A 23,589-nucleotide genomic window follows, 5' to 3' on the forward strand; every position below is an offset into this window, starting at 1 on the left:
GGCTGGAGCAGGTCCCAAGGGTACGGCTGTTCGCCGTTTAAAGAGGTACGTGAGCTGGGTTTAGAACGTCGTGAGACAGTTCGGTCCCTATCTGCCGTGGGTGTAGGAGACTTGAGAGGAGTTGCCCCTAGTACGAGAGGACCGGGGTGAACGATCCACTGGTGGACCAGTTGTCGTGCCAACGGCAGTGCTGGGTAGCTATGATCGGACAGGATAACCGCTGAAGGCATCTAAGCGGGAAGCCCCCCTCAAAACAAGGTCTCCCTGAGGGCCGTGGAAGACCACCACGTCAATAGGCCGGAGATGTAAGCGCAGTAATGCGTTCAGTTGACCGGTACTAATCGCCCGATAGGCTTGATTTGATCCAGTAATGGAAAGACAAATCAAAAACATACACCTCATTAAACATGGATAACTTCGCAGCAACACGCTGCGGTGTTGATTGAAACAACAACCGTGCGGCAACGCGCGTCGCCTCTTTGCAAAGCAAAGCCGCGACGGGGATTTTCCTCGGTTTGGTGGTCATAGCGCAAGTGAAACACCCGGTCCCATCCCGAACCCGGAAGTTAAGCACTGCCGCGCCAATGGTACTTGGGCTTAAGCCCCGGGAGAGTAGGTCACCGCCAAACCTAGAAAAATCCCCCAATCAAACTTCTCTCTTACGATCAAAAAAACACTACCCGGTCTCAACTAGCCAAATAGGCGGTAGACCAACGCAAGGCCTCAACTAGCGTAAGCAATAGGCCAACGCAAACTGTCGCGGGATGGAGCAGCCCGGTAGCTCGTCAGGCTCATAACCTGAAGGTCGTAGGTTCAAATCCTACTCCCGCAACCAACTTTAATGATTACCAATCAAATGCTTAAGCACCGCCTCACGGCGAAGTTGCAATTTGTGCCAACACATCTGGAAGCACTGTGGAAGCAACAGGGACAAATTTGGCATGTGGCAACGCCACAACAGGGGCTGTCCGTGCAAAACTCAGCAAATAGGTCGCGATGAGCCCTGAACTGCTGGAAGCTGACTCGGTACTAAGACGTTTCGTCAACCACGGGCGCGCATGTCCAAAGCGTCTTGTGTTGTCAGTATGTTTCCCGCGTAACCCCACGAGCCGCTGCTTACTTCTAGCAATCGGACAGACGTTCCGTTTTGTATTGTTTGCCCGGTGACTTCGCCAAATGCCTTGGTGACATTTTGTATTATCTTGCCTTTTTCTTCTGCCGAAAACACACCTTCAAGCACCTGAATTTCAATTGAGGGCATTGCACACTCCATTTCATAAGACTTACCAAAATGCTAGTTTATACTTGGCCGATTGTTCCAAAAGATGACATGCAATGCCCTTTCTTGTAAGAATTCTATGCAGTTCGAGAGGAGCAACCACATGTCAGCAATGGTTTCGTTTCGCTCGGTCGCTGATCCAACGGTATACTAGCCATTCAATCTGAAATGGGGTTAACCACAAATGATATGCGAACGGGCCGCCTTGTTTCATTCGCCGTCTTCAACGCACAAAGCGAATTCCGCGCCGAGCTTACTGCTGGCGACTCGATCCGGCTGGAGACGGAAGTTGTAGTGATTGGCTCTATATCCATGACCTTTACACATCGGCTTTTTCGAGCTGACGGGAACATGACGGCGTTCGAAGCCGAATTCAAATGCGTGCTGCTAACCCTCGAAACCCGCCATGCTACAGAGACACCCGATGACGTTCGCGAACGCGCAACCAAATGGTTGGAGAACCCAACCTGAAAGTCCGGAAGCCAACATTCAACACATATTGAGGAAAGGCGCCTTTGTCCGCATAGCCGACGAAGGCGATGTGCAAAAACGTATGAAGGAGTAGAGCAACATACAAGCGCCCGACTGTTCAGGTCGAGCGCTTGAGCATTTGTTGCGGCGCGAACTCTCACCGGTTAATCAAATTAATAATCGCATTACTGCTTTGTATTCGCGGCTGAACGCAATGTTTACACCCTGACGCCGCAATACTGGCTGAACCCTGCGTAGCGCGGCCCCAAACCTTGCCTCAGTCCGGGGAAAGCTATGGCTGCCTTCTTTCAGCGCAGGGAAGCGGTCCTTGAGAGTTTGCTTCAGTTTGGTTGCCGTGCCGCTCCAATACTGGAGTCCATCCATCAGCGACTAGAGTGCCAGCGCAACCGGGTTGGCCTCAACAGCGGCTTAGTCGCTGCGGGCATGATTGGCCGCGTAGGAGTCCAGAAACGCGACCTGAGTCCATCCAAGCGAATCCTCAGCGCAACCACCCATTTTGCGAATTCCGCCATTCTGGGGGCTTCTGTGAGGCTCACAGAGACAATCCGACCCAAGGCGCAGGACACGGCATCCAATAGCGCGTCGAGAATGTAGTGCTAGGCCTTTGCAAAATCGCGATTGAACGCGCCCAAGGTATTGCGCTTGCCACGTGGGATCACCGGCAGATGAATGCTAATGGCATGATCTGCCAGATCAGGCCGAGCAGATTGGTCGGGAATGCCGTTCCGCAGGCGAGGCCGGGTGGCATTAAACAACACCTTGGCGCTGTCCGTGTGCAGCTTGCGGGTACAAAATCCTCCGCCTGTTGCTATCCGGCAGAAAGCATCTGCAATCATCGGACGGATGGTTGAGAGATTGTCGAAACTCAGAACATAGTTATGCGTCGCGGCAATCACCAAATCCTGCTCGGAATTGGGCGTGCTGCGGGTGCTTGGGCTTGCAGGGTCGATCAGATCGCGCAGCGTTTGCGCAGTTGTGTTTTTGGCGCTGCGCTGTTCGCCGGACAGGATCAGAATGTGGTAGGGGCCTTTGGGGTGGAAACATCCCAGAACCCATGCCACCAACATGCGGAAATCATCTTCGCTGTCCACGTTCACAAAATCCCGCAACAGATTGATGCCTTGCTCGTGACATTCAAGTGCTGGCAACGCCTGCCTTGCGGGCGAGCGGCGAAAGCGCGCTGGCGGGTGACTGACAATTTGCCAGCCCTCGGCTGCAATGGCCACAGCCTGCCAATCCTTGTCGCCCAGACCAAGATAGAATGTTCGCCCGATAGAGGCGATGCGGCTGGACACGGAATATGTTTCACCTTCGAACCGTGCCACCCTTTCCAGCATTCGGTGTTTGTCGTCCAACGCCGCATTCGACGGAGCTTTTTGCGTAGAAAGCAGACTTTGCAAAGTCCCGCTGATCTCCCTCAGTCGCCCTTTGACACAGCCCTTTGACTGCGGCCACCCCACATCAGAAGACGATACGGGTTCTTAGGCCGAACAGCGTAATGCTGTCCTGAGTGGCGTTCTGCAGCGGGTCAGAAATGAATTGCACCGACGGCGTGATCTGCAAACCTGATGAGATTGAAAAGCGGTAGAATGCTTCCAGCGTGAACTGATCATCGTCGATGCCTCTTGCCTCGGCCCAGTTCAGGCCCAACCCGGCCAGATCGGTATTGCGACCATAGTAGCCAAGACCCGCTGAAACGGACCGATCATAGAGCGCTGCTGTCCCCTTAGAAGCCCCAGCCCGAAAGAAAGGCATCCATTTATTGTTAACAAACCATGCGGCTGAAAACGCAGCGCCGTAGTCTTCTGGACGGCTCCCATCGTCAGCCGCATCCGCATGCCAGACGGTCAAGTGGATGTTGTCGAAGTAGATGCGATCAAAGCCGGAGGTGTAGCCGAGTTCGAGCGATTTAAAGAGATTGCCGTCGCTAAACACATCAAAGTTTGGATCAGACGGGTCGGCGTTTGCGTCTGAGACGCTCGCAACAGCGTAGAAGTTTTCGCTCAGCTTTACCCCACCGGCAATGCCAAGACCTTGGTTGGGCGTGTTAATTGTCGGATTGGTATTAAAAGACAGGTTTTGGAAACCACTGTAAGGGCTGACCAACCCATAGATATCCACAAAGTCTGTTACATCAATCTGCCCGACTTGCAGCGTCCACGCGCCGTTCTCGGCCCTTTGGGTCCAGAACAGGTTGGTCAGCAGTAAACCATTATCGTTGAAGGCCGTCCCTGTGATCGAAAGGGCTCCACCATCTAGCCCAAGGAATTGCGGGGCAACATTGGTATAACTGTGCCGATCTTCGATCTTGAATGTCAGAGACCCCCGTTCAGTCGCCTGCCAACTGCCATAGAACCGCGCAATTCCGCTGGCAGCTTCGCCCTCGCCCAGATCCGCGTTCGTGGTTTGGCCCAACGCCAAATAGTCCACGTTGAACCGAAACCCACCCTCAGCCAGTCGGTCTTTCCACTGAAACCAACCCGGAGCGATATTGCGTGGAAAATCGGAACGATATTGCGGATCGGTTAGCCCATCTCCGGGCTTTAGATCAGCTTCAACCGAAGATGGCCCGGATAGTCCCTGAGCCGACGCTGCGCCAGCAAAGACAATATTCAGTGCGACAACGAGAAATCTTATCATTCAGACGCCTTTGCCCCGCCGGTCTTGCGATGGCCCGCCGCTCGGATGCGATCAGCAACACGTTGCTTCCATTCCAGCCCGTCTGCTTCAGTTTCCAGAGTTTCGACACGTTCCGTCTCTAGCTGGAAAGTCGCATTCATAGGCACGAGGCCGTCCACAACCATCATATTCTGAACAGAAGGATCGATAGTCAGCGTGCCCGTCAGCCGAACGGGTTCGTGGTAATAGCTGGGCGCCCAGTCGCCATTCAGCCGCACACGTATCATCTGGTTGGGCGGAGGTGGCGGCATGTGACTGCACATCCCTCGTTCTGGCACCAAATATGCCACAGACTGACCGTCCGGATCACTCGGAGCAGGAATGGCAAAGCCCGCGAGTGTGATTGTTTGACCGTCGAACCTCGGATTTCCGTTCGTTCCAGCCTTTCTTCGCCGCTCTTTCACAATCTCTCTTTGATCGAGCAGCCAATCGACATCAACGCCAACTCCCGCCAAGGCATCCTCGGTTTCGGTCAGAAGCTCCTGCCATTTCAGTCTTTCTTCCGCGCTGCCAGTGTCCTGCTGCAGTCTGCCACGCATCCGCACAACGAAAAGGACGTCGTCGAACTGTTCGGGGCTGAGGTCCCGATAGGGATCTTCATAGACCTGCACAGATGGGTCTGGAAGATCGACCCAGTCCAGCGCTGTTCCTGGCGTTGCCATGGCGGAATGACCGTAACAGACCAAACCCGCGAGCAAGATGGAGCGAAACCAAAAGAACATGAATACTCTCCGGTCGAGTTTTGGGGTCAATTCAGTGTATTTTTGTATATCACACCGTCCTTCATGATCAGCCGGATCGTATCAGGGCTTTCAGGCCTCGGGTCGGCGCCAAACCACTGATCACCAGTTCCCACTACTGAGAAGTCTTCTAGTGGGTTACCGTCGATCAGCAGGATGTCCGCATAGGCCCCTTCCTCGATCACACCCAGTTTTCCAGCGGTATACGGGTTCATAAAATCCCCTGACAGAGCGACAACTTCACCGCCTGTCGATGTCAGTGTCACCATGGACGTATAGGGGCCGAAAAAATCATTGTTTAAGTGTTTTTCGTAGGCAATCTGGATATTGCACGCCTCGACCGAACCAACACAGTCTGTCTGGAAACCCCGCTTCACCGGGCATTCTTTCATATTGTCGATATAGCCAGCAAATGTGGCCGACGCAGACTTTGCCTTGGCAAGGCTCGCCGGCACGTTCGCCACCGCCGGAATATCAAGAAGGCCGGGATCAAATGCCGTAAGGTTTGTTGTAATGTACGCACCCTTCTCGTTCATGACTTCGGCAATTTCGCAGTCAAAAGAAAAACCGTGTTCGATTGACATCACACCCGCGTCGAGCGCACTCAGGATTGCTTCCTTGCGATAGGAATGCGCCATGACATAGCTGCCATATTCATTCGCGACCTGGACGGCGGCTCTGATTTCTTCGGGCGACCCGGCCAGCAATTGCCAAGGGTCGAATGCCGACACGACACCCCCGGATTGCATGAATTTCAATTGCGTCGCGCCCATACGAAAGTTGTTACGTGCGAATTTATAGACGTCATCAACACCACTGACCTCCTGAGCCATGTTCAGCCGACCCATGTTTGTCTCCGAACCAGGTGGTGCCGTGAAATTCGCGAAGTCAGCGTGACCACCGCGTGTTCCAATAAATGCCCCAGATGGATAATAACGAGGACCCTCGATTTGCCCCGAGTCTATCGCCCTACGTAGTCCGCCATTAGCGCCACCAGCATCCCGGACAGTGGTGAAACCCTGCATCAAATACATCTCGGCCATCCGGGCACCGTGTATGGCAAAATCCTCCCAGGTCGTGTTGGCCTCCATCGCAGGCAAGGTCGGTCCCATCAGCATGAGATGCGCGTGCAGTTCAATAAACCCGGGGGTCAGTGTCCGCCCCTCTCCGTCAATGACTGTAGCATTGGGGGCATCGATCGCATCGGTTGATACGGACTTAATCAGGTTGCCCTCGACCAATACGCTGGCATTCTCGATGCGCTGTTCTTTCACGCCATCGAAGATGTGCACGTTGGTAAACAACGTTTGGGGTTCTTCTTGATCCTGAGCCTGCGCGGACGCTGAAAAAGAAAGACCTGCAGCGACAATTACCGTCGAGCAAAGCGACATTCGTAGACCGGACATAAGTACTCCCTTCATATTCATGTTTTGCCAACAGTAGTCCGGAAAACTTTGCCTCGGTTGCCACTTTTGAATTAGGATGTTCGAATGTGATTATAAAAATGGCCACTGAATACAAATACTAATCATCACAAGGGTGACGAGCTTGCCTTTCAACTCCACCTCTCAAGAGCATAGCGAGGGCTTTATTCGCCTCTCCTTAGCCGCTCCGTTTTTACAATATCTCACCGAACGCAAGATCAATCCGCAACCAGCATTGGACCAGGTCGGATTGAAAGTCGAACTATTGTCTGACCCATCCGTGTTCGTTCACTCAGAGCTGGTCTACGGTTTGGTGAATGCCTTCTCAGAAGTATCAGGGGATCGATACCTAGGACTGAATGTAGGTGAGGCGTTTGACCTACAAGGATGGCCGCCCTTCGCTCAAGCCTTGCAATCTACAAAAACGCTATACGAGTTTTTTACCCGCTTTGTTGGACTCGTACCGCAGGAGTCCAATTCTGTGCGGCACAGCCTTGTGATTGAAGCAGGCAAGGCGACTTATCGTATCGAGAGGCAACAGGAACCAACTGTCCCACCCATTCAGGTGACCGGTTTTGGTGCCGCAATCTATGTACGCCTATTGCAGACCGTCGTCGGAGATTCCTGGGATTCTTCGCGTGTGCGATGGGAAAGCAGATACATCAATGGGCTGCCTATCGACTACAAAGGGATCGAGGTTGGCCTTGGGACTGATCCCGGAATGCAAATTAGTTTTCCTGTGGAATGGTTGTTTTTGCACCATGTCTCTGAGGGCTCTGCCAAGCCCATAGCTTCACCTCAACAAGAGGAAGAAGTAACCGTGGTGGCAGCTTTGCGCTCTGTCTTACGCGACAAACTAGATGAAACCAATTTGGGGCCAGAGATGGTGGCTGGAATGCTGGGAATTCGCCCGGAACGGTTTCTGAAAGCGCTTCAGCAACAAGGCACAACGCTGCCCCGTGAAATCAAACGGCTGCGTGTCGATGTCGCCAAAGAGCACCTCAAAGCAGACCAGATGACAATTGCGGAGATTGGTCTGATGCTCGGCTATTCCGACAAGTCCCATTTCACTCGCTTTTTCCGAGGTCAAACCGGAATGACACCGACCAAGTTCCGAAGCAAGTAAATGTGGTCGAGCCAAATGAACGCTCAGAAAAAAAGGTCTTCGTCGGATCAGTTTGGAGAAGTTGTAGTGCGACGTTAAACAGATTAGTCGACGGCTTGAATTGGTTGGTTGTCACCGTCGTTACAACCTCTGCAACTGGCAGTTTCGTTGTGTTTTTCGGAGTTTGCAAAGCTTGGTTGCGAACGTCCGCATTGGGTTGCGATCAGTAATTGATGTCCGAAGCAGGTATTGCTTGGTCGGTCTCCCTCGCTAATGCAGCATGTCTTTCGTCAACCTCATCTTGCTGATCGGATCATCCCGATAGCGTCTAAAGTGCACGTTTTGATGGAGGCAGCATGGGCGCCATTGAACATCGAGCGGCAAACGGTTTTCATACATAATCTGGGCCATCGCATTGAAGGTGAATTGCAGTCGCGGCGCCTTACTTGCGAGCCTTCACAATCACCGGTAACAATTTACGCAACTCATTCTCCAGCTCGGCAGCACCGTTTGCATCACCGGAAACAACACGCGCCAGGGCCTCTTGGAAAAGGCCATCGATAGCGGCGTAAATTGCCCGGGATGAGAGGATTGGGGAACCGTTCTTCAGAAGCGCATAGCGCTCAACAATCCACCAAGTCATGTCCTCCAAGTCACGGTCGATTTGCCGCACGTCATTCTGAAGAACATCGTCAAACAGCGCCTGTGAACGGAGATCGTACCAAAGACGGTGTAGTTTGGTTTCCTTCAATAGAGTTTCGGTTAGCTTCTCAATAAAAGCGTCAACAAGACCTTCCGGTGTTTCAGCTTGCTCCGTGGCCATATCGTAGCGGCGCACACACACTGATTTGTACTGCCGGATACACTGAACAATCAGGTCATTCTTGTCGCTAAAGTAATAGCGCAACACCCCATGCGAGAACTCGGTGTTTTCCGCAATATCCCGCAAAGAAGTCCGAGCATAACCCAGTTCAGCGAGAGTTGTCAGCGCGGCGTCAGCGAGTTCTGCCTGACGATTGGCAAACTTGCCGACCTTCGCGTGCGCTCGCTTACTTACATCGGCCAAACGATCTCGGGATACGGCCACAAAAATCTCCATATTTAGCAAATTTGAGCAGTTGATACGGCTTTTCAGCCGTTTGTGCAGATATTCCTCTTACTTTCGAATATCAATGCATTTCATTTGTAAAGTAAAAATCTTTACAACTGTATAAATCTACTTACGTGTAACCGCGTCGGGCCCGTCAGCCGTGGAACCGCGGCGGACGCCGACAACTTAACAAGTCAATGGAAGAACACTCAGGAGCCTCAAAATGAGCAAGCTGCATATCAAAACGCAAAGCGGTGTGGCGTCGGTGGTCATCGACAACCCGCCAGCGAATATCTGGACGGTAGACGTCATCAATGAGATGAATGCATTCATCTTGTCGCTTAAAGACGACCGGGAAACAAAGGCGGTTGTCTTTAAGTCGGCGAACCCGCATTTCTTTGTTGCTCATCTTGATCTGAACACGATCAACGGCACTCCTGGCGGTCAGGCAGGGATCATCGAATTTAGCCATATGATCAACAACATCAAAGCCATGAAGCAAGTGTCTGTTGCTGTTGTAGACGGGATCGCTCGCGGAGGTGGCAACGAGTTCATCATGGCTTGCGACTTCGCTTACGGCACTGAGAACGCCGCCTTTGCCCAACCGGAAATAGGCGTCAACATTCCGACGGGCGGGCAAGGTGCAGTGCAATTTGCCCGGCGTATGGGGAAGAACAAAGCACTCCAGGCTCTGCTGACAGGTGCAGACCTTACGTCCGAAGAAGCAGAGGCGGTGAATGTCATCACCAAATTTGTGCCCAGGGCAGAGATGGAAACTTTCCTTGAAGCAGTTCTTGGTGCGATCCGAAATTTGGAACTGCGAGACATCGTGATGTACAAGGAGATTGTTGCAGTGTCCGTCAGGGATGAAGCCGCAGGCGCAGAGCTAGAGCTTCGCCACTTCCTGGAAAGGGCCAGAGAAGGCAAAACCTAGGCGATAATCGTAGCTTTTTTGAAGCACGGTGGTCAAACGGAGCGTGAAGCAACAGATTTCGAGGGAGTTTTTGCTGATACTGCCGCTGAACTGTCCGGCTCTTAAGGTAGCTATTGGCCGCTTATCAGGTGCAAATGGACCATGGATGGAACACCTATCCATGATCGAACCTGCGCTATTTCTCGAAGTTTCTAGGTTAACGCAATCTTGTAGCTGTCAGCACCCGTGTCGGAGCCGAACTTAGTAGGGACGGCGAAGTTTGAAATTGTCTTCGGGCACAATGCCACCGGCAAAGCAACTCAAGCTGCACATGCGGCAAGTGCCCGGAAAGTGGCGCTTCTCGGGATTTGCAAAATCTAATTGTGAATGTCTGCTTAGGGCTGCTAGCAGCCCAATGCCCGCACAGCACAGAGTTTCTAAGTGAAAGTCTGGTAAGGGCTCGAAGCGGACATCTGAGTGTTTTTGTCGGATGTCTGTTCTCGCCCACCAACCGGGCGACAACCGACATCGTCGCGCGGTTTTCGACGGATAAGTCTGCTTTTATTGGTAGCGGACGTTCGTCACATCGGCCCTGATGACTGAATTGCGGGACTAACCAGCCTTTTGGTTTGTCTCCATCAAGGGCTGCTTCCGGCCCAAAACAGACCTTCATAGTGATCACAAGTGCTGCGGTGCAGCTTCGCCAAACCAGTTACTCGGTGCACGCCCGAGTGTGGCATCCCTATGGATTGCAGCGGCGCGCATCGGACCCTGTCAGGGAATTTTCTCAACAACAGCCAAAAAATCAGTGCTTGGATTATTCATAGGGAAAAGCCCGAAACACAGTTAGAAGTAGTTAACTCGGATAGAATTTCTCAAGAGGCGAAGAACACGCCCGAACCGGATAGGTCTGTTGATTTGATACCGACAATTACCTTTGTGGTCATTGGAGCAGTTATTCTTATGGGATTATTGTTCGCGCCGTTTTCACGAACCGCGATTTGGCGCGCCACAGTTACACCACTCGCCTCAATCATCGGGAGTGGTTTTCTGGTTTCCGCCCCTCTGCTTGCCCGGGAGTTCGGGGGCTTTGCTGCGCTTGCGATGGCGCTGTTAATTCTCGTGGCAATGCTGATTGGATGGACAATTCGCTACAACATCAGAGTTGTCGAACCACAATTGGCAGCTGACAAGGATCATGTTCTGCATTCGATTGAGCAACTCAGTCATATTGTTCTCGCATTTGCCTACTTCATTTCCGTTTCCTATTATCTTGCCCTTCTTGGGCACTTTGTCCTACAGGGCGCAAATATTGACCGGCCAGAGTTGGCAAAACCCATCGCGATAAGTCTATTGGTAGTAATTGGGCTATTAGGTTGGAGCGGTGGAGCGCAAAAAGTTGCCCGCGTTGAACGCTATGCGACAGCTTTAAATCTATCAGTGATAGCTGGTTTTCTTGCGGCTCTTGCGGTTTTTGCATTCGGGAAGATCGTCGGGCCGGGCGACTTTCTGTCAGCTGCTGGCAAATTCGAGCTTAAGTCACTTCCTGTTCTTCTCGGGTTGCTGATTGTTGTGCAGGGATTTGAAACGACAAGGTTCATGGGCGAGGAATTTGATGCGCAGACCAGAATTAAGGCGATGTGGAACGCGCAGTTGCTCTCCGGGGTTATTTACATTGTCTTCTTCATACTCCTTTCGCCGCTGCTGATAGATCTGTCTCAGGGAGAGGGAGTTGCTGCTGTTATATCTGTCTCGGCTTTGGTCGCGGGCATACTGCCGATTTCTTTGACAATTGCTGCGACAGCCAGCCAATTTAGCGCATCTGTTGCAGACAGTATTGGGGATGCCGGCCTGATCGGCGAGATCACTCATGATCGCGTAAACCCCAGCCACGCCTATGGTTTAATTGCGCTGGTTGGAATCGGCATTCTGTGGTCGACTGATGTTGACCAGGTGATTGCCTTGGCAAGCCGTGCCTTTGCCTTGTTTTATGCCCTTCAGTGCCTGGTCGCATTTGAAGCTGCGCGTAAGCGTAAGGGTGACGAAAAAAAAGCCGTAGCCTTTTTGGCGCTAAGTATCGTTTCTGGAGCGGTCTTCGTATTTGGGGTTCCAGCCGGTTGAACAGGATTGCGCAAGGGAATGCAAACCGAATGCTTTCAACACTCAGCAATGTCCAAACGAAGCCGAATTCGCCTCATCTCATTGATGCACTGAATGGGCGATGAAGGTTCGCAGACCCTAGAAATTTGACCTATAGCGCCCAAAACACCAATTGAGGTGACGGCTAGGTGCAGAACGCCTAACCTATGAAAGAAATTGTTTTTGTTCCCAAATTCACGGGGTCGATTCAAAAGCTGACTTCAAAAAGCGCCATGTTCTATTGAAGCGTACGCAATAAAGGAGAGGGAAATGACCACTGAAGACCAACTTTGGGCGACAGAAGAGCGGCTGTGGTTGAACGGTTTCGATTCCGCACATTCAGAAATATCTGAAGATGCTGTGATGATCTTCCCGTACCCGGCGAAAATACAACGCGGCAGGACTGGTGCGCAAGGCACAGCAGGATGGCGGACGGTCCGAATGAGCGACCGACATTTCAATCTTAAAGGTGATATAGCTGTTCTCGCATATCGGGTTTCAGCCGAGCGTCCTAACGCTCCGATTTACCATGCACTATGTGCGTCGACGTATTTAAACGATGCGGGTGTTTGGAAGCTCGTGTCGCATCAGCAAACACCGGCCGACGATGAAGCGTCAGCGCAGCCCGAGCTTTGATAGATTGAAACAAAGGATATTGATCAGCCCTCCTTGAGGGGCCCAGATTGATTGTTGGTGAATGATTGGCTTCTGGTCTATCTGGACGATGGTGTCCGGAGTCGGAAGGCGGTAGCCCGGAGCGCTGCACGGTCGTTGGGTGTTGTAGCGCTTCCTCCATTCTTCGATCAGGAATTGGACTTCGCAAGACCACATGGAGTGCACAACGGGCGGACCCCTTACGAAGCCCTCAGAGACAGGCTACAGTAACCCGGCAAGTGCCCCGCAAGTCTGTCTAAGTTACAATGGAGACTAAATACTGGCAGTCATAATAATGGATCCAGAACCTGGCTCATCCAAAGATGTATTCTAGCCAAGCTTCAAAACGCTGTTTGGCCACTGCATCCACTTTTAAGTTTTGCCCCGCAATCAAATAGTGGCTCTGTTCTATTGGAACTGCTTCACCAACTATGGCGACCTTTCTTCCGGTCTCAATGGCGGTTTTGGCAAACCTCTCGATAACGATCGCATTGCCGCCACCTGCGGCCACGATGTCCACCGCCGCAATTGTCGTGTCGACCACAAAGGTCGACGCGTACTGGGTTTGTTGAACCCCGATTGCGGAAAAATACCGTTCCCACATTTGTTGGAATCCCAGAATGTGAATGAGCGGCTGTTGTTGCAGATCTTCGGTGGAAGGGGCTTTTCCCCCAGAAATCTTGGGGGCAATACGGACGATACGCTCAGTGGATATTTTCCGAGCGGGGATATCAGTCCACTCGCCGCTTCCCACACGCAACTCGACATCGACATTTTCACGGCCTGCGGATTCAGCCCAAATGTTCGAGACCAGTTTTATGGAAATATCGGGGTGGATCCGCAAAAACTCGGGCAACCTGTGAGCGAGAAACAAGGTCGCCGTGGATATTGGCGCGCGCACGACCAGTTCGTGCTTCTGGTTTGATCCGAAAAGGCTGATCGTTGACAGATCGATGTCTCTCAGCGCTTGCCGCACAGAAAAAGCGTATGCCTGACCAACTTCGGTCAGGCTTAGGTTGCGTGCGGCGCGATAGAACAAGGGGCAACCAAGTTGCGCTTCCAACGAGCGGACATGAAGGCTGAGTGCCGATTGCGTGATGCCCAGCTCGGCTGCGGCAGCAGTAAAGCTCAGATGCCGTGCCGCGCATTCAAAGGACCGAAGCCAGATAGGGTTAGGAGATCGCGGCATTCTTAGCACCGAAAATTTTCGCTGATACTTGCCGGTTTTATTCGTTTTACACAATGCCATCAACGTTTGTACTTTTTGCGAAGTAACATCTTTGCCGATCATCCGGCGGGAACTGGAACAGGGAAACACGCACATGAAAGTTGGGTTTATTGGTCTTGGAAATGTCGGCGGGAAACTCAGCGGCAGTTTGCTGCGGAACGGCATTGATCTAACGGTGCATGACCTCAATCCCGAACTTGTGGATGATTTCGTGTCGCGTGGGGCGGTCCGGGGTGAAAGCCCGGCCCAACTGATGTGCGATTGCGATGCTGTTATCACTTGTCTGCCATCGCCCGCTGCCTCGGATGCCGTCATGCAACAGATGCTGTCCGAGGTGAAGCCGGGCAAAATCTGGATGGAGATGTCCACCACTGACGAAGCCGAGGTCAAACGCTTGGGCGCAATGGTGATGGAGGCAGGAGGCGCAGCCGTGGATTGCCCGGTATCGGGCGGATGCCACCGTGCGGCGACTGGCAATATCTCGATCTTTGCGGGGTGCGATCGTGCTACGTTTGACCGCATCGCGCCCTTCCTGAAAACCATGGGGCGCCGCATTCTGCACACTGGCGATCTGGGCTCGGCTTCGGTTCTGAAAGTTGTGACGAACTATCTGGCCACGGCCAATCTTGTCACTTGTTGCGAAGCGCTTGTCACCGCCAAGGCGGCCGGTATGGACCTCAACACGACCTATGAGGCGATGAAGATTAGCTCCGGCACGTCATTCGTACATGAAACCGAAAGTCAGGTGATCCTGAACGGTAGCCGGGACATTTCTTTCACCATGGATCTGGTCAAAAAGGATGCCGGTCTGTTCCAGCAGGTGGCTGACCGTCACAATGTGCCGCTGGAAATCTCGCCTATGTTGGTTCAGATCTTTGAGGATGGCATCGAACGCTATGGCGAGCGTTGTTTTTCTCCCAATATCATCAAACGTCTGGAAGAGGCCACCGGTCTGGACATTCTCGCCCCCGGTTTCCCGCCGGAAATGACGGATGATGAGCCGGAAGAACCCGGTTACGAGGTGATCCCGCAAGGCTCTGAACGCAAAGCCGCTGAATAAAAAAAGGACAGCGGTTTTGAAGCGGATCTATACTTTTGGAGGGCACCCGGCGACGCGTAACTTGACGGTGGCGGATATCAAGGCAGGCAAGGGCAGGCGTAAATTCGTGCAGACGACCGCCGTGAACCGCACCGAGGCTGCTGCGGCTCAGGCCGCGGGCATTGATCATCTATCAATCGTCGATCACGATCTGGCCGAAGTACGCGCCGGTGCGCCTGACACGTTCACCACTGCCGCGTTGATGGCCGGCGATTATGAAACCCACCAGGACATCCTGCGTGCCGGTATACGTGCCGCCACCGCCGGGGCAGACGCGGTTTACACATTGCGCAGTCTCAAAGCCGTGGAACTGCTGGCCGACGAAGGGCTGGCCGTACAGGGTCATCTGGGCCTGGTGCCCCGCCTGTCCACCCAGATCGGCGGATTGCGTGCCTATGGGCGCACCGCGGATGAAGCAATGCAACTGGCCGAGGATCTGCGACGGTTGGAAGACGCTGGTGCTTATGCAGTCGAGTTGGAATGTGTCGCCGACGAGGCGATTGCAGAGATCAGCCCGCGTACCGGACTGATCACCCACTCAATCGGTTTTGGCGGGGCTGCCGATGTGATCTTCCTTTTCCAGGAAGACGCTTGCGGCGACACCCCAAACCCTCCGCGTCATGCCAAAGCCTTTGCCGATATGGCAGGTGCCCATACCAAACTGGAGGCCGAAAGGATGAAGGGTTTGACCGCCTATCGTACCGCGGTTCTGGACGGTAGTTATCCCGACACTGCGACGAGCACCGGCATGAAGCCCGGTGAGCATGAAAAACTACGTGAAGCGCTGGACAAGCGCCGCCCGTTTCAAGAGTAGGCCCCACGATGACTTGCCGTCCGTCACGGAAATACCCGTATGAGCCGCCTCCGGCCTCATCCTGATCAAAAAAGGTACATTTGCTCAGGAAAGGACACCCCGTGACGACTGCAGATACGAACGCTCGGAAAACAGCTCTTACCTCCGAAGATCCCGCCCCCATGAGCCGCGAATGGCACTGGCACCCGGAATTTCCGGTAAAGCACGCCCCTATTGGCACTGGCCACCCAAATTCGGCGTGATGGGGAAATGGGCCTGGCAGAACTGGCTGCAATTTTCGGATCGTTCGATCTATCTTGCGCTGGCTTTTCTGGTGGCGTTCTAGTTGCAGCCCATCGGATCCGATCAGGCCATTTTTGCCATTGGCTGGATGTCATGGGTGTTCATTCGCAACTGGGTGTTGCTATTGGTCGTCGCCGGTGGGCTGCATATGTGGTTTTATGGTGTCGACGGGCAAGGCAAGTTGCTGAAATACGACCCCCGACCGTACATGAAGCGCAAGAATGCGCTGTATAAATTCGGCTATCAGATCTGGGACAACATCTACTACTCGATGGTCTTTGGTGCGACCATCCTGTCGATGTTTGAATGCTTCCTGCGCTGGATGTACGCTAACAGTTTCATCGGCACGCTCAGCTTTGTCGCGCATCCTGTGTGGTTCATTCTGCTATTCCCGATACTGGCGCTTTGGCAAAGCTTTCACTTTTATGCCGTTCATCTATTTCTGCATCAGCCGTTCATATACAGGCACGTACACGCCGTGCACCACCGCAACGTCAACACCGGCCCCTGGTCCGGCATGTCGATGCATCCGGTCGAATCCTTCGGGTATCTCAGTGCTATTCTGATCGTGCTGATCTTACCCAGCCATCCCGTTCACATGATTTTCCTCGGCTACTGGCTGATGCTGGGTGCAGCGTCGTCTCACTCTGGATACGAAGCGATTTGGGCGCGCGATCGTCAGGCTTTGCTGATAGGCGCATTTTTCCATCAGCTTCATCATCGCTATTACGAGTGCAATTATGGCAATGCCGAAATGCCCTGGGATAAGTGGTTCGGAACATATCATGATGGTTCCGAGGACGCCACAAAGCGTACTCGGAACCGTAACCGTGAAATGCACGCTAGCGGCAGATAACCAAAGCTCCAAATACTGAAGTTCGTTTGCAATGCGTTGGTCGGATTGGGCTCACTTTCGGGAACTTCCGTCGGGAAGACGTCGCTAAAATAGGGCTAAAAAAAATTCTCCCTATTCAAAGAGATAGAAGCGTTTTGCCGTGCCGTGGAACACATCGTCCTGGTTTGATGCCGGGACGAGTTCCTGGTGCCTGGAAACAACTTCTTTGTAAGTTGAACTGAGGCTGTCGACCGGAAAATTCGACCCGAACATGCAACGGTCGGCACCAAACTGTGACAGGCAGGATGCAACGATTGGTGAGACGCTTTCAGCGCTCCAGTTATGATCAAACATTCCGAGGCCGGAGAGTTTGCAACAGACTTGCGGGAGGTTTGACAACGTTTTTAACCCCTCCGCCCATCTCTGCAAGCCTTGTGCGGTTCGGTCGTGGGGGGACCCTGCATGGCAAAGTGCAATCCGGGTTTCTGTGGCCCGCGACAACACATTTGAGGTCATTTTCATCAACTCAGGCAGCAGTTGAAGATCGAAGGATAGCCCGCGTGAGCCCAGTTGTTTCAGACCAGCCAAGAACTTTGGGTCTTCAAGCAGCGTGTTTGTGCCGGTGATTGCATCCTCGCCCGGAGCGCGGCCGATGATCTGACGAACGCCGCGTACAGACGGCAGGGTTTGAAGGCGGTCGAGTTGTTTGTCCAGATCATCAGCGGTCAAGTCGCAGAAGGCCACTTGCACCAAGGGCCAGTCCGGGAACTGGTCCGCCACTGATTGCACCCATTGCGCTTCGGCCCAGGGGTCAGCCGCGCCCACCTGAATATGTACCGAAGCGCCGAAATCTTCGGTTTTGGCGTCTGCGCGAAATTCCGGCAGCAAATAGTTTCGTTGGATGGGGGAGGGGTCGCCAAAGAACCGAGCGATGCCCTTTTCCATGAGCCAGGGGTAGGTCACGGCAGACAGGTCCCACAGGTGGTGATGCGCATCTATCCTCATGGCGTTTCGATCTCTGTGGTTCGGGCCAGAATGTCGACGCCTTGCCCATTCCAGAAGTGCAGCAAGTCGATGAAGACCCAGTTTTCCGCCAGTTTGTCACCCGCTCGGCGATAGATATCGATCACCCTGAATTCGCCGGGTTTCCCGGTGGCGGGCATTCCCATGAACCCGCCGGACGGAGTGGCCGTGAAATTGGGCCAGCCAAAGAACCCGCCATAGTGCCCCTCGGCCATGCGGCAGACATGATTGGTTTTAGATCGGTCCGAGAAGGCGGCCCGGAACGGTCCAGAGTGTTGTTTTGCATAGCGTTCTATCGTGTAGGTCGCGCCGATCCCTTCGGGTCCCCACCAGATCATGTCTTGGTGCCAGGTTTGGGTCAATTCATCCTCAAGCGACAACCCATTGTCCCATTGGCCGAGATCCGAGATCATCGCATTGATGATCGCCAGGGTCTTTTCGCCTTCTTCAGCAGGTTGTGCGTTCAGCAGCAGGCCGTCATGGGGTCTTGGTCCGGGTTGCACCAAATGCGCCGCTGTTTGTGGGGGGAACGGATTCTGCCCGGCTTGCACCATCAGGTGCGGTATGTCGAAATACATCGCTGTTTCGACAATCCTGTCACCGGCGACCTTGTAGAACGCGCAATAGCGCAGGAATGCCAGCTTGCCAGTTGGGCGAATGCCCAGCCACGGACGATCGAAAAGCCCCATCAAATGCCCCATGGACACGACCCAGACGTCGGCCTCGTCCCGCAGCGAGTTTTGCCCCGCAAACAGGATATCTACACGGTTCTGCTGGCGGGTCAGGCTGCTCTTTAGTGGTTGCCAGAACTGCCGGGCAACCTGTTCGGCGCCATTGATTTCGTTGAATGGGTGAAAGCCGCGCCACTTCAGTTCTGGGGCGCAGTATTGGCTCATTACCTTCGGGATTTCTTGTTCTGTCGCGGAATCCAACGCGGTGTGAAACGCAGAGACGAGTTTTTTTTCTGTCTGAAAGGTCACGGTATTTGCCATTGTGATCAAAGTTTTACGAGAGGCACGAAGCCGGGTTGAGTCGGGTATTTGCGTCAGTTTTGCATACGTATGCAAAAAAGTCTTGCCTGAATTGACGTATGCGAATTACAGTTTTGCAAACGTATGCAAAATGATTCCTTGCAGGGGGCACCATGGCGGAAATTCAATTGCGGAACGTCGGCAAGCGATGGGGCTCATTCGTTGGGGTTCACAATTTCGACCTGACCATTGCTGATCGCGAGTTTCTGGTCCTGCTCGGCCCCTCGGGTTGCGGCAAGACAACGACGATGCGGATGATCGCAGGGCTTGAGGACGTGACCGAGGGCGAAATCCTGGTCGATGGCAATGTGATCAACGATCTGGAGCCGAAGGACCGCGACGTTGCGATGGTGTTCCAGAGCTACGCGCTTTATCCCAACATGAACGTCTATGAGAACATCCGCTTTCCGCTGAAGGTGCGCGGCATCGACCCGTCGACCCACGACGAGAAGGTACGCCGCGCCAGCGCGATGGTAGAGTTGGACGATTTTCTGCATCGCAAACCCGCCGAGCTCTCAGGTGGTCAGCGACAGCGAGTGGCGCTCGCCCGTGCCATTGTGCGCGAACCAAACGTGTTCCTGATGGACGAGCCGCTGTCGAATCTTGACGCCAAACTGCGGGTCTCGACCCGGGCGCAGATCAAGAACCTCAGTCACGAGCTGGCGGTGACGACGATCTATGTGACCCATGACCAGATCGAAGCGATGACACTGGCCGACCGCGTTGTGGTGATGAAACAGGGCGTGGTGCAGCAGGTTGGCAGCCCCACGGAAATCTATGACATGCCGGCAAACACGTTTGTGGCCAGCTTCATTGGTTCACCCGCGATGAATTTAATGGATGGCGACGTTTCAGGCGGAATGTTCCGTGCCGAACACGTCGAAATCCCAGTGGATGCACCGGATGGACCTATGACGCTGGGCTTCAGGGCTGAAGACGCCAGCCTTGCCGAAGGGCAGGGCCAGATCACAGCACCCATTTACACGCTGGAATTGCTGGGCGACGCGACCATGATCTCGGTCCGGGTCGGCGGTGCTCTGGTATCGGTCAAAGCCGATAAAGCCTACCGCGCCGAGATTGGCGAGACAGTCTCGTTCTCGGTGCCGAAAGAAATCTGTCACCTCTTTGAAGCTGAAAGCGGTGCGCGGATTGGGGAGCACCCCCACAAACAGCCCAAACGGGCTTAACACCGGTCCGGACGTCGACGACGGACCGATCCTGACAGGGAGAAACGCATGAAACTCAAGACGATCCTTATGGCAGGTGCCATGTCCATCGCCGCCACCGGCGCATGGGCGGAATGCGCCTTCGAAAACGACGTGCCACTGAAGTCGCTGTCCGCCGGGTTTGAAGCCTGGAAAGCGGTCACCGATGCAATGGCGGAATGCGGCAACTTCAGCGCTTCGCTGGACCAAGAATTCCGCGAAAAGCAACCTGAGGCATTTGCGGCTGATCCCGCACTTTATCAGATCGGCGGTGTATCGAACGCAACACTGGTCCCCTTGCTGAACGCGGGCACGATCCGCCCTCTGGACGATCTGGTTGAAAAATATGGCCAGGATTTGCTGCCCAACCAGTTGATCAAGGTGGACGGACAAACCATGGCGATCGCGATGATGGTGAACGCTCAGCACCTGATGTATCGCGATGATGTTCTGGCCGAGCTGGGCATCGAAGAGCCCAAGACATATGGCGATGTTCTTTCCGCGGCGGCCAAGATCAAAGAAGCCGGCGTCATGGACTATCCCATTGGTGGGACGTTCAAGACCGGTTGGAACCTTGGTCAGGAGTTCGTCAATATGTATTTGGGCGAGGGCGGTTCGTTCTTTGGTGACGGCAACATGCCTGCCATCAATAACGAGCAAGGCGTAGCAGCGCTTGAGACATTGAAGGCCATGACCGAGTATATGGACCCGGAATATCTGGTCTCTGACTCGACCTATGTGCAACAGCAATTCCAGCAGGGCAAGATTGCAATGGCGAACCTGTGGGCCAGCCGTGCCGCTGCGATGAACGATGAGGCCGAAAGCCAGGTCGTTGGCAAGGTGACCATGGCCGCGGCTCCAATGGGATCGGCGGTTCCGGCGACCACAATCTGGTGGGACGGTATTGTTCTGGCTTCGAACATGAGCGACGAAGAAGCGGATGCTGCCTTCCGCGTCGCACTTGAGGGCATGGACACCGATACGGTCAGTGCGAACAACGATGTCGCTGTATGGCTGAGCACGGCCTATTCGGCAGGTCCTTTGGCTGCAGGTGCTGCAGCGTCCGCTGAAGGCGGTGCCAAGGCTTACCCGGCTTCCGGTCCTATGGGCATCATGCACACCTCGTTGGGTAACGGACTGGCCGACTATCTGACCGGTGCCAAAGACGCGCAGACGACTCTGGCCGATATCGAGGCAGACTACGTCACTGCCGCGAAAGAAGCGGGTCTGATCAGCAACTGATCCTCTCTTGGGAGGGCTACGGCCCTCCCATCCCTTTCCCCCGAGAGCCATTAGAAAGGCAGAGCCATGAACTTCCGGACATTTGCTGCTTTTGTCGGTCCCTCTGTCTTTATGATGCTTCTCTTTATCGCGTTCCCTTTGGTCAGCGTGTTCCAGCAGAGTTTCTATGTCACCCAGCCGATCTATGAGACGGTCGAAAAGGAAACCTGCACCCCTGGTTTTGTGACGCAGACCTGCGTGACTGAGCAAGTGTCACAACCGAAGCTCGACGAGCATGGAGAGATCATTACGCAAACCCAATATGTAGGGCTGCAAAGCTATCGCAACGTGTTGGAACCTGAACGTGCGTGGCGTGCCATAAGCGATGGCAGCTGGCACGTGCTGTCCACGATCAATTTCTGGAAGGCCCTGCGGTTCACGCTGACATTTACTCTGATCACTCTGCCGCTGGTGGTCGGTTGCGGGCTAGGGATTGCGATCCTGATCAACAATGCCGCGCGATCGATCCGCGGGCCGGTGATTTTTGTCTCTCTACTGCCATTCATCATCACGCCGGTGATCGGAGTGCTGTCAATCAATTGGCTGTTTCGCGGCGACGGTATCCTGACTGCGATGATGGAATGGTGGCTGAACCGTGACATAGCCCTGTTCGCGCAGGCCTGGACAATAGAAGTTCTCATGATGATCTACCGCGTCTGGCACGTGGCGCCCTTTGCGGCCATCATCTTCTACGCCGGTCTGCAAACGGTCAACCAGGACAGTCTGGAAAGCGCTGTTATCGATGGGGCAACACGCTGGCAGCGGCTGAAATACATCGTCATCCCGCATCTGATGCCGCTGATTATCTTCGTCTCGATGATCCACTTGATGGACAGCTACCGTGTCTTTGAAGAGATCGTCGGTTTCTCAAGCCAGGGATATGTGATCTCACTGCAGTGGCTGACATTTGACTACCTGACGCCGGATCAGGCAGGCAACAGGTCGATCAGTCGGGCCTCAGCCAACTCAATGCTGACCATGATTGGCGTTGTCATCCTGCTTATCCTGCCGCTGCGCCGCACATGGCGCGATCATAAAGGAGGTCACTGACATGTCCTCGCGCGCGCTTCGCCAACCGCTCAGCCTGCGGCTGACCTCGAACATCTTTCTGGCGCTTTGGTGCCTGATCGCGGCCTTCCCGATCTTCTGGATCGTGGTTATGAGCTTCAAATCGCCGGTCGATGCATTCGACAGCAATGCGCTGAACGTGATTTTTGGCCCGGCCACGCTGGGCGTCGGTAAGGGGTTATCGCTGCTGGATATCATTCTGGGTGTTGCGGTGATCTGGGCAACGATAATCATCGCCACCAAAACCCTGCCGTCGATGGTAAAATCCTACACGAAGCCCGGACAGGAATGGTTCGGCTGGGTCATTGGCGTACTGGTCGTTTTGGTGGGCTTTCTCGTGGTGTTCTTTGTTGTTCTGCCTGCCATTCTAAGCGTGCTCAACCCTTGGTTCGGACCTTTGGGCCGGGACGTGCTGGGCCTGACCACTGAACACTACAAGACCGTTTGGATCGACCGGGGTTTTTCGAACAATTTTAAGAATTCGCTGATTGTGACGACAGGCGTGGTGACAGTCTCGCTGACCGTAGGCACGCTGGCGGGATATGGTCTGGCGCGCTCGGGTTCGACACTGGCGTTCTGGATCCTGATCGTGGCGCTGGTGTTCCGCGCGCTACCGCATTCGGTGCTGGTGGCCGGTTATCTGCCGGTGTTCATCAATTCGGCTGAATGGCTGGCCCCGATCCTCGGTGAAAACGCACCGACGCTGTATGGCAAGCCCTTTGCGGTGATCGCCGTTCTGGTCGCGATCAATCAGCCATTCACCATCTGGATGCTACGCTCATTCTTCCAGAATATCCCGGCAGAACTGGACGAGGCCGCCCGTGTCGATGGGTGCAGCCATTTCCAAGCCTTCCGCCGTGTCATCATGCCGGTGATGTGGCCGGGGGTGATCACCACAGGTCTGTTCAGCTTCCTGCTGGCTTATAACGACTTTCTTGTCACTGCGCTGCTGCTGGATGCGCAGAACCAGACCATGGTTCCCGCCATTGTCGGCATGTTCAATCGTGAAACGACTACAACCGACCAAGTGGTCGCGGTTGCCGCCGCCGTGTCGATCACTGCGCCGCTGATCTTCCTTGTTCTGATCTTCCAGCGCCAGATCGTCAGCGGTCTGACAGCCGGAGCGGTCAAAGGCTGATGAGCAACCATGCACGCCATAACGCCATGTCGCGCCACCCGGCGGTGAACAGGATGCCGAGGGACTTTCT

The 23,589-nt window shown here is 54.0% G+C and carries 22 protein-coding genes, 1 tRNA gene and 2 rRNA genes; 16 read left to right on the forward strand and 9 right to left on the reverse strand.

Annotated features, from left to right (window positions below):
• The 3 genes from DHN12_RS04565 to DHN12_RS04575 form a co-directional block, all read left to right on the forward strand.
• Positions 1-362 (forward strand): 23S ribosomal RNA (locus DHN12_RS04565); the annotation flags it as partial.
• 152 nt (positions 363-514) lie between these two features.
• Positions 515-629 (forward strand): 5S ribosomal RNA (gene rrf / locus DHN12_RS04570).
• A 129-nt stretch (positions 630-758) separates the two neighbouring features.
• Positions 759-835 (forward strand) — tRNA-Met (locus tag DHN12_RS04575).
• A 207-nt stretch (positions 836-1,042) separates the two neighbouring features.
• Here the strand turns inward: DHN12_RS04575 and DHN12_RS04580 are convergent.
• Entirely contained in the window at positions 1,043-1,261 is a 219-nt protein-coding gene (locus tag DHN12_RS04580) for a tautomerase family protein (RefSeq protein WP_108859121.1), read from the reverse strand.
• Positions 1,262-1,468: 207 nt separating this feature from the next.
• Here DHN12_RS04580 and DHN12_RS04585 point away from each other — a divergent pair, with 207 nt between their 5' ends.
• Entirely contained in the window at positions 1,469-1,750 is a 282-nt protein-coding gene (locus tag DHN12_RS04585; RefSeq protein ID WP_159089961.1) for a thioesterase family protein, read from the forward strand.
• Between the two features lie 617 nt (positions 1,751-2,367).
• Here DHN12_RS04585 and DHN12_RS04595 read toward each other — a convergent pair.
• The 4 genes from DHN12_RS04595 to DHN12_RS04610 form a co-directional block, all read right to left on the reverse strand.
• A complete protein-coding gene (locus tag DHN12_RS04595; RefSeq protein WP_159089962.1) occupies positions 2,368-3,108 on the reverse strand; it encodes a hypothetical protein in 741 nt (246 codons plus the stop codon).
• A 124-nt stretch (positions 3,109-3,232) separates the two neighbouring features.
• Positions 3,233-4,411 (reverse strand): carbohydrate porin, encoded by a 1,179-nt coding sequence (locus DHN12_RS04600; protein WP_108859125.1) that lies wholly within the window; start codon positions 4,409-4,411, stop codon positions 3,233-3,235.
• Positions 4,408-5,172, reverse strand: a complete 765-nt coding sequence (locus DHN12_RS04605; RefSeq protein ID WP_108859126.1) for a DUF3299 domain-containing protein — start codon at positions 5,170-5,172, stop codon at positions 4,408-4,410. The genes DHN12_RS04600 and DHN12_RS04605 overlap by 4 nt, the downstream gene beginning before the upstream one ends.
• Positions 5,173-5,198: 26 nt before the next feature.
• Complete coding sequence (locus tag DHN12_RS04610) at positions 5,199-6,596, reverse strand: amidohydrolase family protein (RefSeq protein WP_108859127.1); 1,398 nt, start codon at positions 6,594-6,596, stop codon at positions 5,199-5,201.
• Between the two features lie 142 nt (positions 6,597-6,738).
• Here DHN12_RS04610 and DHN12_RS04615 point away from each other — a divergent pair, with 142 nt between their 5' ends.
• Positions 6,739-7,740 (forward strand): AraC family transcriptional regulator, encoded by a 1,002-nt coding sequence (locus DHN12_RS04615; protein WP_159089963.1) that lies wholly within the window; start codon positions 6,739-6,741, stop codon positions 7,738-7,740.
• A 421-nt stretch (positions 7,741-8,161) separates the two neighbouring features.
• Here DHN12_RS04615 and DHN12_RS04620 read toward each other — a convergent pair whose 3' ends face one another.
• Positions 8,162-8,818: a TetR/AcrR family transcriptional regulator gene (locus tag DHN12_RS04620; protein ID WP_108859129.1), complete on the reverse strand. Its 657-nt coding sequence runs from the start codon at positions 8,816-8,818 to the stop codon at positions 8,162-8,164.
• Between the two features lie 214 nt (positions 8,819-9,032).
• On the opposite strand from DHN12_RS04620, the gene DHN12_RS04625 reads away from it, so the two are divergent.
• The 3 genes from DHN12_RS04625 (at position 9,033) to DHN12_RS04635 (ending at position 12,497) form a co-directional block, all read left to right on the forward strand.
• A complete protein-coding gene (locus DHN12_RS04625; protein WP_199913470.1) occupies positions 9,033-9,743 on the forward strand; it encodes an enoyl-CoA hydratase/isomerase family protein in 711 nt (236 codons plus the stop codon).
• A 723-nt stretch (positions 9,744-10,466) separates the two neighbouring features.
• Positions 10,467-11,843 carry a hypothetical protein gene (locus DHN12_RS04630; protein ID WP_159089964.1) on the forward strand — a complete coding sequence of 459 codons (1,377 nt, stop codon included), beginning with the start codon at positions 10,467-10,469 and terminating at the stop codon, positions 11,841-11,843.
• A 288-nt stretch (positions 11,844-12,131) separates the two neighbouring features.
• A complete protein-coding gene (locus DHN12_RS04635; protein WP_108859131.1) occupies positions 12,132-12,497 on the forward strand; it encodes a hypothetical protein in 366 nt (121 codons plus the stop codon).
• A gap of 331 nt (positions 12,498-12,828) precedes the next feature.
• On the opposite strand, the gene DHN12_RS04640 is transcribed toward DHN12_RS04635, so the two are convergent.
• Positions 12,829-13,806: a LysR family transcriptional regulator gene (locus tag DHN12_RS04640; protein WP_234416554.1), complete on the reverse strand. Its 978-nt coding sequence runs from the start codon at positions 13,804-13,806 to the stop codon at positions 12,829-12,831.
• Positions 13,807-13,837: 31 nt separating this feature from the next.
• On the opposite strand from DHN12_RS04640, the gene DHN12_RS04645 reads away from it, so the two are divergent.
• The 4 genes from DHN12_RS04645 (at position 13,838) to DHN12_RS04655 (ending at position 16,794) form a co-directional block, all read left to right on the forward strand.
• Positions 13,838-14,803, forward strand: a complete 966-nt coding sequence (locus tag DHN12_RS04645) for an NAD(P)-dependent oxidoreductase (protein WP_108859132.1) — start codon at positions 13,838-13,840, stop codon at positions 14,801-14,803.
• A 16-nt stretch (positions 14,804-14,819) separates the two neighbouring features.
• Positions 14,820-15,656, forward strand: coding sequence for a 3-methyl-2-oxobutanoate hydroxymethyltransferase (locus tag DHN12_RS04650; RefSeq protein WP_159089965.1), 837 nt, complete (start codon positions 14,820-14,822; stop codon positions 15,654-15,656).
• 172 nt (positions 15,657-15,828) lie between these two features.
• A complete protein-coding gene (locus DHN12_RS24355; protein ID WP_159089966.1) occupies positions 15,829-15,981 on the forward strand; it encodes a hypothetical protein in 153 nt (50 codons plus the stop codon).
• Positions 15,982-16,794, forward strand: coding sequence for a sterol desaturase family protein (locus DHN12_RS04655; RefSeq protein WP_108859134.1), 813 nt, complete (start codon positions 15,982-15,984; stop codon positions 16,792-16,794).
• A 111-nt stretch (positions 16,795-16,905) separates the two neighbouring features.
• Here DHN12_RS04655 and DHN12_RS04660 read toward each other — a convergent pair whose 3' ends face one another.
• The gene (locus tag DHN12_RS04660; protein WP_108859135.1) at positions 16,906-17,778 is read right to left on the reverse strand and encodes an amidohydrolase; all 873 of its coding nucleotides are present in this window, start codon (positions 17,776-17,778) and stop codon (positions 16,906-16,908) included.
• On the reverse strand, positions 17,775-18,788 hold the full coding sequence (locus tag DHN12_RS04665; protein ID WP_108859136.1) for a nuclear transport factor 2 family protein: 1,014 nt from the start codon (positions 18,786-18,788) through the stop codon (positions 17,775-17,777). The genes DHN12_RS04660 and DHN12_RS04665 overlap by 4 nt, the downstream gene beginning before the upstream one ends.
• 152 nt (positions 18,789-18,940) lie before the next feature.
• Between DHN12_RS04665 and DHN12_RS04670 the strand changes: the two genes are divergently transcribed.
• The 4 genes from DHN12_RS04670 (at position 18,941) to DHN12_RS04685 (ending at position 23,519) form a co-directional block, all read left to right on the forward strand.
• On the forward strand, positions 18,941-20,014 hold the full coding sequence (locus DHN12_RS04670) for an ABC transporter ATP-binding protein (protein ID WP_108859137.1): 1,074 nt from the start codon (positions 18,941-18,943) through the stop codon (positions 20,012-20,014).
• 48 nt (positions 20,015-20,062) lie between these two features.
• Positions 20,063-21,274 carry an ABC transporter substrate-binding protein gene (locus DHN12_RS04675; RefSeq protein ID WP_108859138.1) on the forward strand — a complete coding sequence of 404 codons (1,212 nt, stop codon included), beginning with the start codon at positions 20,063-20,065 and terminating at the stop codon, positions 21,272-21,274.
• A 114-nt stretch (positions 21,275-21,388) separates the two neighbouring features.
• Positions 21,389-22,363 carry a carbohydrate ABC transporter permease gene (locus tag DHN12_RS04680; protein ID WP_234416555.1) on the forward strand — a complete coding sequence of 325 codons (975 nt, stop codon included), beginning with the start codon at positions 21,389-21,391 and terminating at the stop codon, positions 22,361-22,363.
• A gap of 1 nt (position 22,364) precedes the next feature.
• A complete protein-coding gene (locus tag DHN12_RS04685; RefSeq protein WP_108859140.1) occupies positions 22,365-23,519 on the forward strand; it encodes a carbohydrate ABC transporter permease in 1,155 nt (384 codons plus the stop codon).
• Positions 23,520-23,589: the final 70 nt, after the last annotated feature.

Origin of the sequence: Ruegeria sp. Alg231-54, from assembly GCF_900143525.1 — a bacterium.
Lineage (GTDB): Bacteria > Pseudomonadota > Alphaproteobacteria > Rhodobacterales > Rhodobacteraceae > Ruegeria.

Bases quoted from the DNA above. Each gene is read 5' to 3' on its own strand.
- DHN12_RS04660 (WP_108859135.1), bottom strand. From the start codon at position 17,778: ATGAGGATAGATGCGCATCACCACCTGTGGGACCTGTCTGCCGTGACC.
- DHN12_RS04635 (WP_108859131.1), top strand. From the start codon at position 12,132: ATGACCACTGAAGACCAACTTTGGGCGACAGAAGAGCGGCTGTGGTTG.
- DHN12_RS04645 (WP_108859132.1), top strand. From the start codon at position 13,838: ATGAAAGTTGGGTTTATTGGTCTTGGAAATGTCGGCGGGAAACTCAGC.
- DHN12_RS04585 (WP_159089961.1), top strand. From the start codon at position 1,469: ATGCGAACGGGCCGCCTTGTTTCATTCGCCGTCTTCAACGCACAAAGC.
- DHN12_RS04620 (WP_108859129.1), bottom strand. From the start codon at position 8,818: ATGGAGATTTTTGTGGCCGTATCCCGAGATCGTTTGGCCGATGTAAGT.
- DHN12_RS04630 (WP_159089964.1), top strand. From the start codon at position 10,467: ATGGATTGCAGCGGCGCGCATCGGACCCTGTCAGGGAATTTTCTCAAC.
- DHN12_RS04670 (WP_108859137.1), top strand. From the start codon at position 18,941: ATGGCGGAAATTCAATTGCGGAACGTCGGCAAGCGATGGGGCTCATTC.
- DHN12_RS04640 (WP_234416554.1), bottom strand. From the start codon at position 13,806: ATGATCGGCAAAGATGTTACTTCGCAAAAAGTACAAACGTTGATGGCA.
- DHN12_RS04625 (WP_199913470.1), top strand. From the start codon at position 9,033: ATGAGCAAGCTGCATATCAAAACGCAAAGCGGTGTGGCGTCGGTGGTC.
- DHN12_RS04675 (WP_108859138.1), top strand. From the start codon at position 20,063: ATGAAACTCAAGACGATCCTTATGGCAGGTGCCATGTCCATCGCCGCC.
- DHN12_RS04665 (WP_108859136.1), bottom strand. From the start codon at position 18,788: ATGGCAAATACCGTGACCTTTCAGACAGAAAAAAAACTCGTCTCTGCG.
- DHN12_RS04595 (WP_159089962.1), bottom strand. From the start codon at position 3,108: ATGCTGGAAAGGGTGGCACGGTTCGAAGGTGAAACATATTCCGTGTCC.
- DHN12_RS24355 (WP_159089966.1), top strand. From the start codon at position 15,829: ATGGCACTGGCACCCGGAATTTCCGGTAAAGCACGCCCCTATTGGCAC.
- DHN12_RS04680 (WP_234416555.1), top strand. From the start codon at position 21,389: ATGCTTCTCTTTATCGCGTTCCCTTTGGTCAGCGTGTTCCAGCAGAGT.
- DHN12_RS04580 (WP_108859121.1), bottom strand. From the start codon at position 1,261: ATGCCCTCAATTGAAATTCAGGTGCTTGAAGGTGTGTTTTCGGCAGAA.
- DHN12_RS04600 (WP_108859125.1), bottom strand. From the start codon at position 4,411: ATGATAAGATTTCTCGTTGTCGCACTGAATATTGTCTTTGCTGGCGCA.
- DHN12_RS04610 (WP_108859127.1), bottom strand. From the start codon at position 6,596: ATGTCCGGTCTACGAATGTCGCTTTGCTCGACGGTAATTGTCGCTGCA.
- DHN12_RS04685 (WP_108859140.1), top strand. From the start codon at position 22,365: ATGTCCTCGCGCGCGCTTCGCCAACCGCTCAGCCTGCGGCTGACCTCG.
- DHN12_RS04605 (WP_108859126.1), bottom strand. From the start codon at position 5,172: ATGTTCTTTTGGTTTCGCTCCATCTTGCTCGCGGGTTTGGTCTGTTAC.